12 protein-coding genes are annotated in these 12621 nt (G+C 67.7%); 5 read left to right on the top strand and 7 right to left on the bottom strand.

Annotation, left to right across the window (positions count from 1 at the left end):
• Positions 1-37: 37 nt before the first annotated feature.
• Together AC5P7A_RS16645 and AC5P7A_RS16640 are read left to right on the top strand one after the other, a co-directional pair.
• The gene (locus tag AC5P7A_RS16645; protein WP_014646842.1) at positions 38-427 is read left to right on the top strand and encodes a c-type cytochrome; all 390 of its coding nucleotides are present in this window, start codon (positions 38-40) and stop codon (positions 425-427) included.
• Between the two features lie 9 nt (positions 428-436).
• Positions 437-898 carry a c-type cytochrome gene (locus AC5P7A_RS16640; protein WP_005416218.1) on the top strand — a complete coding sequence of 154 codons (462 nt, stop codon included), beginning with the start codon at positions 437-439 and terminating at the stop codon, positions 896-898.
• 154 nt (positions 899-1052) lie between these two features.
• Here the strand turns inward: AC5P7A_RS16640 and AC5P7A_RS16635 are convergent, their stop codons facing one another.
• A complete protein-coding gene (locus AC5P7A_RS16635; protein ID WP_014646841.1) occupies positions 1053-2936 on the bottom strand; it encodes an ATP-binding cassette domain-containing protein in 1884 nt (627 codons plus the stop codon).
• Positions 2937-3292: 356 nt separating this feature from the next.
• On the bottom strand, positions 3293-4168 hold the full coding sequence (locus AC5P7A_RS16630) for a LysR substrate-binding domain-containing protein (protein ID WP_014646840.1): 876 nt from the start codon (positions 4166-4168) through the stop codon (positions 3293-3295).
• Between the two features lie 101 nt (positions 4169-4269).
• On the opposite strand from AC5P7A_RS16630, the gene AC5P7A_RS16625 reads away from it, so the two are divergent.
• Together AC5P7A_RS16625 and dbpA are read left to right on the top strand one after the other, a co-directional pair.
• Positions 4270-5349, top strand: coding sequence for a YeiH family protein (locus AC5P7A_RS16625; RefSeq protein ID WP_046430181.1), 1080 nt, complete (start codon positions 4270-4272; stop codon positions 5347-5349).
• A 184-nt stretch (positions 5350-5533) separates the two neighbouring features.
• Entirely contained in the window at positions 5534-6910 is a 1377-nt protein-coding gene (gene dbpA / locus AC5P7A_RS16620; RefSeq protein ID WP_014646838.1) for an ATP-dependent RNA helicase DbpA, read from the top strand.
• A gap of 174 nt (positions 6911-7084) precedes the next feature.
• Here dbpA and AC5P7A_RS16615 read toward each other — a convergent pair whose 3' ends face one another.
• From AC5P7A_RS16615 to AC5P7A_RS16600, 4 genes are all read right to left on the bottom strand, one after another.
• Complete coding sequence (locus tag AC5P7A_RS16615) at positions 7085-7621, bottom strand: adenine phosphoribosyltransferase (RefSeq protein WP_049405272.1); 537 nt, start codon at positions 7619-7621, stop codon at positions 7085-7087.
• A gap of 620 nt (positions 7622-8241) precedes the next feature.
• Positions 8242-9807 (bottom strand): protein adenylyltransferase SelO, encoded by a 1566-nt coding sequence (locus AC5P7A_RS16610; protein ID WP_495220350.1) that lies wholly within the window; start codon positions 9805-9807, stop codon positions 8242-8244.
• A 32-nt stretch (positions 9808-9839) separates the two neighbouring features.
• Entirely contained in the window at positions 9840-10529 is a 690-nt protein-coding gene (locus tag AC5P7A_RS16605) for a glutathione S-transferase family protein (RefSeq protein ID WP_014646835.1), read from the bottom strand.
• A 189-nt stretch (positions 10530-10718) separates the two neighbouring features.
• Positions 10719-10928: a cold-shock protein gene (locus AC5P7A_RS16600; RefSeq protein WP_005416210.1), complete on the bottom strand. Its 210-nt coding sequence runs from the start codon at positions 10926-10928 to the stop codon at positions 10719-10721.
• A 303-nt stretch (positions 10929-11231) separates the two neighbouring features.
• On the opposite strand from AC5P7A_RS16600, the gene AC5P7A_RS16595 reads away from it, so the two are divergent.
• Positions 11232-11720, top strand: a complete 489-nt coding sequence (locus tag AC5P7A_RS16595; RefSeq protein WP_014646834.1) for a YaiI/YqxD family protein — start codon at positions 11232-11234, stop codon at positions 11718-11720.
• A 13-nt stretch (positions 11721-11733) separates the two neighbouring features.
• Here the strand turns inward: AC5P7A_RS16595 and AC5P7A_RS16590 are convergent, their stop codons facing one another.
• Positions 11734-12603 (bottom strand): pseudouridine synthase, encoded by an 870-nt coding sequence (locus tag AC5P7A_RS16590; protein ID WP_401730492.1) that lies wholly within the window; start codon positions 12601-12603, stop codon positions 11734-11736.
• Between the last annotated feature and the right edge of the window lie 18 nt (positions 12604-12621).

Below are 12621 nucleotides of genomic sequence, written 5' to 3'. Positions count from 1 at the left end.
CCGGAACGACCAGACCCGAATCCCCGGAAACGACACCATGCGCCCGCAGCCGCTCGCCGCTTGTCTCGCTCTGGCCGTCCTCCTGCCCCTTGGGGCCGCCGCACAGCCCGCTCCTGCTCCTGCCACACCCGCCCCGGCCCCGGCTCCCGCCGTTGCGCCAGCGCCTGCCGCACCCACCGGCAACTTCGACAATGGCCGCGTCCTGGCCTACACCTGCCAAGGCTGCCACGGGATCACCGGCTACAAGAACGCCTACCCCAGTTACCGGGTGCCGAAGATCGGCGGCCAGACCCAGCAGTATCTGGCCCAGGCCCTGACCGAGTACCGCCAGGGCAAGCGCCGGCATCCGACGATGCAGGCGCAGTCGATGAGTTTCAGCGAACAGGAGATCGCCGATCTCTCTGTTTACCTGTCCACCGTCAAGTAAGGCCCGCCCATGTCGAAAGCCGCGCATCCGATGCGTCACGCCATCGCCCTGTCCGTTGCCCTGCTGCTGGCCGCCTGCTCACAGTCGCAGGTGGAAAACAGCGAAAAATCGGCCGCCGACCCGGGCCATGCCAGCGGCGAGCACGGTTCATCGTCCTCCGCCGGCCTGCCCGCTGGCCGCGAGGCCGCCGGTGAAGCCCGCGCCAAGGTGAAGGGCAAGGCCACCAACCAGAGCTGCATCGACTGCCATGGGGCCGACGGCAATGCGCCGATCGATCCGACCTATCCGAAACTGGGTGGGCAGTACGGTGACTACCTGGCGCACGCGCTGCAGGCCTACCGCGCCGGTGACCGCCAGCATGCGCTGATGACGCCGCAGGCGAAGGACCTGAGTGATCAGGACATCGCCGATCTGGCGGCGTACTTCGGCAGCCGGCCGAGCCAGCTGCGGGATCTGCACGGGGTCAAATGACGGCCGGCCCCCCGGTCGGTGCGGACCGTCGGTTGGTAGGTGCGGACCGTTGGTCCGCACAGATTCCGGATATCCACGCATGGCGTGGATCTGCTGAGCCGAGCGTGGGCTCGGCTCTACATCAATCGGCGCGATCGCTGGCGCCGGTCAACGCTCAGCCTTCCAGCTCTTCCCAGCGCGCGTAAGCGGCATCCAGTTCGGCCTGCACCTTGGCCAGCTGCTGGGTGTGCGCCGTCACTTCAGCACTGCTGCGGGTGTAGAACGATGGGTCGTTCATCGCCGAGGTCAGCCCTTCGACATCGCCTTCCAGCTTCTCGATGGTCTTTGGCAGCTGCTCCAGCTCGCGCGCTTCCTTGTACGCCAGCTTGCGCTTGGGGGCTGCGGGAGTCGCGGCCGCAGCAGCGGCCGGTGCAGCAGTCGCCGGCTTGGCAGCCGGGGCCGCGGCAGGCGCAGCCACGCTGGCCGCATAGCGCTGCCAGTCGCTGTAGCCACCGACGTACTCGCCGATCACGCCGTCGCCTTCCATCACCAGCGTGGAGGTCACCACGTTGTCGATGAAGTCACGGTCGTGGCTGACCAGCAGCAGCGTACCGGTGTACTCGCCCAGCAGCTCTTCCAGCAGCTCCAGGGTTTCCACGTCGAGGTCGTTGGTCGGTTCGTCCATCACCAGCAGGTTGGACGGCTGCGCGAAAAGCTTGGCCAGCAGCAGGCGGTTGCGCTCGCCACCGGACAGGCGGGTGATCGGCGCACGCGCGCGCTCGGGGGTGAACATGAAGTCCTGCAGGTAGGCATGCACGTGCTTGCGCTTGCCGTTGAACTCGAGGAAATCGCGGCCTTCGGCCACGTTCTCGATCGCGCTCCAGTCTTCGCGCAGCACCGCGCGGTACTGGTCGAAATAGGCGATCTGCAGGTTGGTGCCCGCATTGACCTCTCCCTTGGCCGGCTGCAGTTCGCCCAGCAGCAGCTTCAGCAGCGTGGTCTTGCCGCTGCCGTTGGGGCCGATCAGGCCGATGCGGTCGCCACGCAGGATGGTGGTGGTGAAATCGCGGACCATGGTGCGCTCGCCGAAGGCGAACGAAATGTCCTTGACGTCGATGACCTTCTTGCCGGAGCTGACGCCCTGCGCAGCTTCCATCTTGACGTTACCGCTGAGGTCGCGGCGCTGCGAGCGTTCGGTGCGCATCGCCTTGAGGCGGCGCACGCGGCCTTCGTCGCGGGTACGGCGCGCCTTGATGCCTTGGCGGATCCAGACTTCTTCCTGCGCCAGCAGCTTGTCGAAGCGGGCATTTTCCTGCGCCTGCGCGTTGAGGCGTTCCTCGCGGCGGCGCTCGTAGTTGGCCCAGTCGCCCGGCCAGCTGGTCACCTGGCCGCGGTCGATCTCGACGATGCGGGTGGCCAGCGCACGCAGGAAGCGGCGGTCATGGGTGACGAACACCACGCTGCCGCTCCAGCCCTTCAGGAACGCTTCGAGCCAGTCGATGGCTTCGATGTCCAGGTGGTTGGTCGGTTCGTCCAGCAGCAGCACGTCCGGGCTCGATACCAGTGCACGGGCCAGCAGCACGCGGCGCTTCATGCCGCCGGACAGGCGGCCGAATTCGGCATCGCCGTCCAGGTCGAGCTTGGTCAGCGTTTCGCTGACACGCTGGTCCAGGCCCCAGCCGTTGGCGGCATCGATCTTGGCCTGCACATTGCCGAGGGCTTCACCATCGAAGACCTCGGCATGGCTGAGATGGTGGAACTCGGCCAGCCACTGGCCCAGTTCACCGAGGCCATCGGCAACGACGTCGAACACCGAGCCGGCTGCGCCGTGTGGCACTTCCTGCTCCAGGCGGGTGACGCGCACGCCCTGCTGCACGCGGACTTCGCCGTCATCGGGCTTGTGGTCGCCCGACAGCAGCTTGAGCAGGGTGGATTTGCCGGCGCCGTTGCGGCCGATCAGGGCGATGCGTTCGCCCGGCTCGATCGACAGTTCGGCCTTTTCCAGCAACAACGGGCCGCCGACGCTGAAGTCGACGTTCTGCAGAGTAATCAGAGGCATCCGGATATTGTACGGGTTGGGGGCGTCGGCCGGGTTGCACCCGGCACCCGCGGTAGTGCCGGCCGCTGGCCGGCAACCTCAACGGCAACGTCAAAAGCTGGTTTCCTGTGGGATGGCGGGATGGGTCCGGTCGCGGGGGACGCCGTAAACCCGTCCCTGGGGGCTTGGCCGCGGCATCCATGCCGCGGACACCCCCGCAACCGGACCCATCCCGCCTTCGACAGATTCCTGCAATCTGTCGGAACTACATTCTGCTCTGGTGGGTGTCGACCTTGGTCGACTCGGTAGATCCACGCCATGCGTGGATGAGCGCTACAAGAAGGGTCGATGGATGGAGTCGACTGGAAATCTGATGGCTACCCCACCTCCCCCAGCAATGCCTGCAACCCCGGCAGCCATTGCTTGCCGGGGTGGCGCACCAGCCACAGGGTGCGCTGCAGGGCCGGCAGAGGAGTCTCGAGCACGCGCAGGCGGCCCAGGGCCAGCGGCTCTTCCAGCGCGTGGCGCGACAGGCAGGCCAGGCCGAGGCCGGCGATGGCGGCCTGCTTGATCGCTTCGGTATTGCCCAGCTGCAGGGTCTGCGCGAAGCCACGCAGGTGCGGCAGCAGGGCCTGTTCCACGGCTTCGCGGGTGCCGGAGCCGGGCTCACGCAGCAGCCAGCGTGCGCGGCGCAGCTCATCCAGCGACCAGCGTGCGCGGGCATCGGCGGCAGCCACGATCACCAGTGGGTCCTGCTGCCAGGCGGTCACCTGCAGGCCACGCTCATGGCACGGGCCTTCGATCAGGCCGGCGTCGACGTCCAGGCGCTGTACCGCGGCGACCACGCCGGCACTGTTGTCGATGCGCAGATCGACCTCGGCCTGCGGCGCCTGCCGCAGCAGTTCGGCGATGCGTGGCGGCAGCAGGTAGTTGCCGATGGTGGTACTGGCGGCCAGCACCAGCCGTAGCGGTGCGCCCTGCGACGGGTCGCCGCCGGCGGCCAGCTGCCGCTCCAGATCGGCGGCGTTGACCAGCAAGGTGCGCGCCGGCTCCAGCAGCGCGCGGCCGTGCCCGTTCAGCGCCAGGCGGCGGCCGATGCGGTCGAACAGCGGGGTGCCGAAGTGCGCCTCCAGCTCCTGCAGGGCGGCGCTGCTGGCCGACTGCGAGAGCGCGACGGCCTGGCCGGCGGCAGTGGTGGTGCCATGGTCGGCGATGGCGACGAAGACCTGCAGCTGGCGCAAGGTCAGGCGCATGGAATTTACCCGATTTATAGGTAGGTTTCACCCATATTATTCGTTTTACAGGTCAGTGACACAGGCGCACGCTTGGCCCATCACTCCAGTCCTGTCGCGCCATGAACGCCACCGCTCTCTCCTCCTGGTCCCTGCCCGCCCTGCGCCAACGCTGGCAGCCTCGCCTGCCCGGCCTGCTGCTGGTGGGCCTGATCGCGGCGGCGTCGCTGTACCTGGCCGAGCTTCCCTGGCTCCAGGCGCATGGCCTGAGCGCGCTGACCGTGGCCATCGTCGCCGGCATCGTCGTCGGCAACACCCTTTACCCGCGGCTGGCGCCGAGCAGCGCGGCCGGTGTCGGCTTCTCCAAGCACTGGCTGTTGCGCGCCGGCATCGTGCTGTACGGCCTGCGCCTGACCTTCCAGGACATCGGCCACGTCGGCGTGGCCGGCGTGCTGATGGACGTGCTGGTGGTCGCCAGCACCTTCGGGCTGGCCTGCTGGCTGGGCATGCGCGTGTTCAAGATGGAGCGCGAAGCGGCGATGCTGATCGGCGCCGGCAGCGCGATCTGCGGCGCGGCGGCGGTGATGGCCGCCGAGCCGGTGGTGCGCGGCCGCGCTGCGCAGGTCACCGTCGCGGTCTCTACGGTGGTGGTGTTCGGCACGCTGGCGATGTTCCTTTACCCGGCGTTGTATGCACTGGTGCAATCGCACGGCTGGCTGGCAATGGACGCGCGGCAGTACGGCCTGTTCACCGGTGCGACGGTGCATGAAGTGGCACAGGTGGTGGCGGCAGGCCGCGCGGTCAACGAAGCAGCGGCCGACACGGCGGTGATCACCAAGATGGTGCGGGTGATGCTGCTGGCGCCGTTCCTGGTCGCGCTGTCGCTGTGGCTGGCGCGTGGCGGCAAGGCCAGCGCCGACGGCAGCAAGGCGCGCATCGTGGTGCCGTGGTTCGCTTTTGGTTTCGTGGCGGTGGCCGGGTTCAACTCGCTGCATCTGCTGCCGGCGGGCCTGCAGGCGGGGCTGGTGCAGCTGGATACCGTGCTGCTGGCGATGGCGATGGCCGCGCTGGGCCTGACCACCCACGTCTCGGCGCTGCGCCAGGCCGGGCTGAAGCCGCTGCTGCTGGCGCTGATCCTGTTCGCCTGGCTGCTGTTCGGTGGCCTGGCGATCCATCAGGGTGTACTGGCGGTGCTTGGCTGAGCAGGAGCGTGCCGACCCAGGTCGGCATCCACCCGTAGATCCACGCCATGCGTGGATGCCCCCCGGGTGTATTCACGCCCTGCGTGGATGACGACTCCGATGGGGTCGGAGCCCTTTCCTGCGGAAAGGGATTCGACCCCATCCGATCAGGCGGGACCGGCCGCGCAGGCAGGTACAATGCGCCATGACTGACTTCTCGACCCTGCCGCTGAGCCCGGCCCTGCAGCCCGGCCTGGATGCCCTCGGCTATACCACCCTCACCCCCGTGCAGGCGCAGAGCCTGCCGGCCATCCTCGATGGCCGTGATGTGATCGCACAGGCACCCACCGGCAGCGGCAAGACCGCCGCCTTCGGCCTGGGCCTGCTGCAGGCCATCGACCCCAGCCTGATCCGCGTGCAGGCGCTGGTGCTGTGCCCGACCCGCGAACTGGCCGACCAGGTCGGCAAGCAGATCCGCAAGCTGGCCACCGGCATCCCCAACCTGAAGCTGTTGCTGCTGGTGGGCGGCGTGCCGCTGGGCCCGCAGCTGGCCTCGCTTGAAGGCCACGATCCGCATGTGGTGGTCGGCACGCCCGGCCGCGTGCAGGAGCTGGCACGCAAGCGCGCGCTGAACCTGGGCGCGGTGCGCACGCTGGTGCTGGACGAGGCCGACCGCATGCTCGACATGGGCTTCGAGGAGCCGATCCGCGAGATCGCCGGCCGCACCCATAGGGACCGCCAGAGCCTGCTGTTCTCCGCCACCTTCCCCGACAGCATCCGCGCCATGGCGCGTGACCTGCTGCGCGACGCGGTGGAAGTGACCGTGGAAGGCGCCGACCAGGCACCGGCCATCCGCCACCTGTTCTGCGAGGTGGAACCGGCGCATCGCCAGAAGGCGCTGGCCGGCCTGCTGCTGAAGTACACGCCGGAATCGGCGGTCGTGTTCTGCAACACCCGCAAGGACGTGGACGAAGTGGCCAACTCGCTGCAGCAGTTCGGCTTCTCCGCACTGGCCCTGCATGGCGACATGGAGCAGCGCGACCGCGAGGAAGTGCTGTTGCTGCTGGCCAACCGCAGCTGCAACGTGCTGGTCGCCAGCGACGTCGCCGCGCGCGGCCTGGACGTGGAAGAGCTGGCGGCGGTGATCAACTACGAACTGCCGACCGACGTGGAGAGCTACCAGCACCGCGTGGGCCGTACCGGGCGCGCCGGTGCCAGCGGCCTGGCGATCAGCCTGGTGGCCGGCCGCGAGAAGACCCGCGCCGACGCCATCGAAGCGCAGATGGGGCAGCCGCTGGACTGGCAGAAGACGCCGCTGGCAACCTCGCGCCCGGCCGAACTGCCGCAGGCCGCGATGCGCACGCTGCGCATCGACGGTGGCAAGACCGACAAGCTGCGCCCGGGCGACATCCTCGGTGCGCTGACCGGTGATGCCGGCCTGTCGAGCAAGTTCATCGGCAAGATCGCGATCTTCCCGACCCGCTCCTATGTGGCGATCGCGCGTGAGCAGGCCAACAAGGCCGTGGCCAAGCTGGAAGCCGGCAAGATCAAGGGCCGTCGTTTCCGCGTGCGGATGATGTGATTGAAGCAGCGTTGCCAACCACGGTTGGTAACGATCTGGCCTGGTAGCGGCCAACCTTGGTTGGCCCGTCCATGGCACCCGTCACGAAAAGTGCTGCCAACCAAGGTTGGCAACGACCGGCTCCCGGCCATTCGCGCTGGCAGGTGCCAACCCTGGTTGGCACCCACCCTTCGGTCAGAACACCAGTTCGGTGTGCAGCGGCAGGTCCGATTCCCAGCGGGCGCGACCTCCGAGGCCGTCCAGTTCGACCAGTACACCGGCGCCGACCACTTCAACGCCCAGGCGGCGCACCAGCGACAGCGCAGCGACCAGCGTGCCGCCGGTGGCCAGCACGTCGTCGATGATCACCACGCGGGCGCCGGCCGGCAGCGCATCGGCATGCACTTCGATGCAGTCGCTGCGGTATTCCAGCGTGTATTCCTCGCGCAGGACCTGGCCCGGCAGCTTGCCCGGCTTGCGCACCGGCACGAAGCCGACGCCCAGCTCCAGCGCCATCGCGGCACCGAGGATGAACCCACGCGATTCGATGCCGACCACTGCGTCCAGCTTCTGGTCGCGCCAACGGTCGGCCATCGCGGTGATCGCGCCGCGGAAATCCTCGCCATGGGCGAGCAGCGGCATGATGTCCTTGAACAGGATGCCGGGCTTGGGGAAGTCGGCGATGTCGCGCAGGCGGGAGGCCCACTGCGGAGCGACGATGGCGTCGGTCATGTCACATTGGCTATCTGATGGCGGCATAGGGTACCTGTTCCGGGCGCCGCCTGCCTGCTGGTGGTGTCCGGCCGGGCTGCGCCCGGCACCTGCCGTAGTGCCGGCCGCTGGCCGGCAACCTCAACAGCAACTGCAACTGCAACTGCAACTGCCTGCATCCCGGGGGACGGCGGGGCGGGCCCGGTTGCGGGGGACGCCGTAGATGCGTCCGCGTAGGCTCGGTCGCGCCATCCATGGCGCTCACGCCCCCGCAACCGGACCCACCCCGCCTTCGACAGTTTCCTGCGATCTGTCGGAATTGCTCATGGGGTCAGATCCGTTTTACGAAGGAAAACGGATCTGACCCCGGAATTTCATTCGATATCTGACAGATGTGTCGACCAAGGTCGACACCTACCCACAGCCGCGGGAATCTGTCGGAGGTGGGGCGGTGTCGGAGTGCGGGGTGTCAGCCGCATGGATGCGGCTGCCAAGCTTACAGGGACGTACTTGCAGCGTCCCCGCACCTTGCAGCGTCCCCGCACTCCGACACCGCCCCGCCAAACCACGGAATCCGCTTTTGCTCTGGCTGTTGATCTGGCCTCCGCAGCTGCAGGGCGCAGCCCTGCCGAAACCCACCCTCAGGAACTGCAGGACAGCATCGAGCAACCGGCGCGATTGTCGGCCCACGCCGGGCGCTTGCCAGCGAAGTGTTCCAGGCCGGCACGCTCGGTGTACGGGTCGCGCAGCACGTCCTGCAGTGCATGGACGCCGCCGAGATCCCCCTGCTCTGCGCGGTCGATCGCTTCCTGGGCCAGCCAGTTGCGCAGCACGTACAGCGGGTTGGCCGCTGCCATCTTCGCCTGGCGTTCGCTGGCCGCCAGCGGATCGCGGCGCAGGCGCGCTGCGTAGTCCTGCAGCCAGTGCCGCAGCGGTGCCTGCACTGCCTGTCGCCGCGCCTCGTCGTAGTACACCGCGTCCAGAACCGTCGCATCTGCTGCCGCCGGGTCGATGCGCATCAGTGCGCGCCAAGCCAGGGTCATGTCCATTGCGCCCTCCTGCATCAGCTGTTGCCAGCGCTGGTAGAGCTGCAGGTCATCATCGTCGGCAGCAGCCAGCCCCAGCTTCGCTGCAGCATCGCGACGCGTGCAGGCCACGAACGTGGACTGGTAAGCCGCCAGGCCTGCCTGCAGCGGTTCGACATCGGCGAACAGCGGCGACAGCGCCTGCGCCAATCGGCTCAGGTTCCAGTACGCCACCTGCGGCTGGGTGCCGAAGCGGTAGCGGCGCCCCTGGGCGTCGGTGGTGTTCGGCGTCCAGTCCGGATCGAAGTCCTCGACCCAGCCATAGGGGCCGTAATCCAGCGTCACACCGAGCACGGACAGGTTGTCGGTGTTCATCACGCCGTGCACGAAGCCGACACGCATCCAGTGCGCGATCATCTCGGCCGTGTGCACCGCGATCTGCGCGAACCAGTCGCCGTACAGCGCCTCGCCCTGCCCTTGCAGTTCGGGGAAGTCGCGGGCGATGCAGGCATCCACCAGCTGCTGCAGCAGGGCGGTTTCACCGCGCGAGGCCGGCAGTTCGAACGAACCGAAGCGCAGGAACGACGGCGAGACCCGGCATACGATGGCGCCTGGCTCGGCACGCGGATGGCCGTCATAGAACATGTCGCGCACCACGTCCTCACCGGTGCCGACCAGTGACAACGCGCGCGTAGTCGGCACGCCAAGGTGATGCATCGCCTCGCTGCACAGGAATTCGCGGATCGATGAGCGCAGCACTGCCCGTCCATCGGCCCCGCGCGAGTACGGCGTTGGCCCGGCCCCCTTCAACTGCAGCTCCCAGTGCTGGCCATCCGGCGCAACCAGCTCACCCAGCGAAATCGCACGCCCGTCGCCGAGCTGGCCGGCCCAGTGGCCAAACTGATGGCCACCGTAGTTGGCTGCCCACGGTTGCATGCCGGCGTACAGCGCATTGCCGCCGAATACCTGCGCGAAACCTTCGCTTTCGACTTCAGCGGTATCGAAGCCAAGCATTTCGGCAACGTCCGGCGCCCAGGCCAACAGCGTGGGCGCCGTCACCGGGGTCGGCATCACGGGCGACCAGGCGGCGCCCAGCACTTCGCGCCTGCGCGGGCCGGATTCGGGGTCGCCCGGCAGGGTGTGCAGCAGGCGGTTGTCGAAACGGGGAGTGTCGGTATCCATGGTGCTGGAGATGAGGGCGACGGCCGCCCTCCTCAATTGCCGCCGAGCGCCTGCAGGTGGCCGCCGTGGGCCTCGGCACGCTGGTAGGCCGGGCGTTCACCGATACGCTTGAGGAAGCCACGCAGTGCCGGTTTGTCGTCCAGGCCACCACCGCGCGCGGCAGCGGCCTGGATCGGGAAGCTCATCTGGATGTCGGCCGCACTGAAACGCTCGCCGGCAAACCACGGGCTTTCGGCCAGGCGGCGCTCCATCCAGTCCAGGTGCAGGCGCCGCTGCGGGCCGATGAAGCCGCGCTCGGCCTTGTCGGCAATGCTGCGTGCGATCGGGCGCGCGAAGAACGGCATCGGCGCGTTGCGTATGCGGCCCATCACCAGGGTCAGCAGCAACGGTGGCATCGCCGAGCCTTCGGCGTAGTGCAGCCAGTAGCGGTAAGCGATGCGTTCGGCCCCGTCTGCCGGCATCGGTGACGGCGACAGCTGGCGTTGCGTGTCGTAACGGTCAGCGAGGTAGTCGAGGATCGCGCCGGACTCGGCCAGTACCAGCTCACCATCCTGCAGTACCGGCGACTTGCCGAGCGGATGCACGTTGCGCAGTTCCGGCGGCGCCAGCAGCGTCTTCGGATCGCGCGGATAGCGGCGCAGTTCGTAGTCCAACCCCAGCTCCTCCAGCATCCACAGCACGCGCAGCGAACGGGAGTTTTCCAGATGGTGGACGATGCGCATGGGGGTGATCCCTTGGGGAGACGCGCATCGTACCGCGCCGGCTGCATGTCCTTTGTAGAGTCGAGCCATGCTCGACTGTCTTTGGGCGCAGTCCAGCATGGCTCGACTCTACAAAAAAAACGGCGGGCAATAAAAAACGCCGGAAGCTTTCGCTTCCGGCGTTCTGGCTACCCAACGGTAGCAGACGGATTAGACCGCCTGCACCTGGTCAGCCTGCATGCCCTTCTGACCCTGGACGGCGATGAAGGTAACCTTCTGGCCTTCCTGCAGGGTCTTGAAGCCGGTGCCCTGGATCGCGCGGAAGTGCACGAACAGGTCCGGGCCGCTTTCCGGGGTGATGAAGCCGAAGCCCTTGGCGTCGTTGAACCACTTGACGGTACCGGTCTGACGTTCAGACATTTTTACTAACTCCTGAAACACATGTTGAAAAAAATCGCAGCCACCGGGTATCGGGGCCGAGACTGAGTTGCAGGCGTTGGTAAAGCGGATCGATGAGCGGATCGTGAGATCAACTGCACCAGGCCACGATTCACGGTGACCCTAGCAAACACAGTGGGTCGCACGATACGCGTGTTTTCTGCAAAAAGCGATAGCCCCGACGTTCATGGGAATACGTCACCCGCTAGGCGTGACAAGGGTTGGCAGCCTCTCGCGGCTAACTCCGAGTCCCCATTCAGGTTTTTCCTACCCTACACTGGGTAAATGACTGAAGCTGAAACCCCCGCTGAACACGCCTCTCCCCGCATCTGGGTGGATGCGGACGCCTGTCCCACCGTCATCCGCGACATCCTGTTCCGTGCGGCTGAACGGGTCGGGATCGAACTGACCCTGGTCGCCAACCAGTGGATCCGCACCCCGCCCTCGCGCTGGCTGCGCTCGATCCAGGTGCCGCAGGGGCTGGACGTGGCCGACAGCGCCATCGTCGAGCGGGTCGCCGCGGGGGACCTGGTGGTCACCCAGGACATCCCGCTGGCCGCGCTGGTGCTGGAGAAGCAGGCCGTCGCGCTGAACCCGCGCGGCCAGTTGTACACACCGAACAACATGGCCGAGCGACTGTCGATGCGCAATTTCATGGAGGAACTGCGCGGCGCCGGGGTCCAGACCGGCGGACCGCCGCCCCTGGGCCCCCGCGACCGGCAGCTGTTCGCTGCCGAGCTGGACCGCTGGCTGGCGCGACGCCCGGCCCGCTGAGCGCCTGGCCGCCCTAAGCCGGAAGGCTCAGGCTGCGGCCGCTGCTGAACATCCGTCGTGCACCACTCAACGGGTCATCGAAAGCCAGGGCCCGCGCCAGCAGCTGCAGCGGCGCCTCGGCTACGTCCGGTGCCCGTTGGCGAAGCTGCGGGTACAGGTCGTCACCCATGATCGGCGCCCCCAGCATGGCCATGTGCACGCGCAGCTGATGCTTGCGGCCGGTTTCCGGCAGCAGCCGGTAGCGCCAGATCGGCCCTTCGGCCTCGATCAGCTCGATCCGGCTGCGCGCATTGGCCTCGCCGGGCACTTCGGCCATGCGGAAGAACGGCTCGCCCGGCACCAGGCGGCTGTACCGCTGCAGCGGAAACTCCCGCCCCGGCAGCGCCGGTGCCAAGGCCTCATAGGTCTTTTCGATGCGCCGCTCACGGAACAGGCGCTGGTAAGCATCGCGCGACGCACGCTGGGTCGAGAACAGCACCAACCCGGCCGTCAGCCGATCCAGCCGGTGCAGCGGCACCAGATCGGCATTGCCGGTGCGGGCGACCAGCCGCGCCAGCAGCGTCTCGCGTACATGCCCGCCCGCCGGTGTCACCGGCAGGAAATGCGGCTTGTCGGCCACCAGCAGGTGCGCATCCAGATGGACGATGGTTTCGGTGAAGGGGATCACCGGTTCGTCGGCCACCTCGCGGAAGTACTGGATGTCCAGCCCGACCTGCCAGGGCATGTCCGCAGTGAGCGCCCTGCCCTGTGCGTCCAGCACGCGGCCGCGCGCGAAGCGATCCTGCCATTGCGCGCGCGCGATGCGCGGAAAACGTGCACACAGGCCATCCAGCAGGGTGGCCCAGGGGCCGGGCGGCAGTTGCAGCCGGCTGGGCAAGGTCATGGCGTCCACTCCGGCCAC

It is taken from the genome of Stenotrophomonas sp. YJH_SMC_65 (assembly GCF_059369475.1).
The sequence above is the reverse complement of the archived record's forward strand: the minus strand, read 5'-3'. Positions and strand labels throughout refer to the sequence as shown.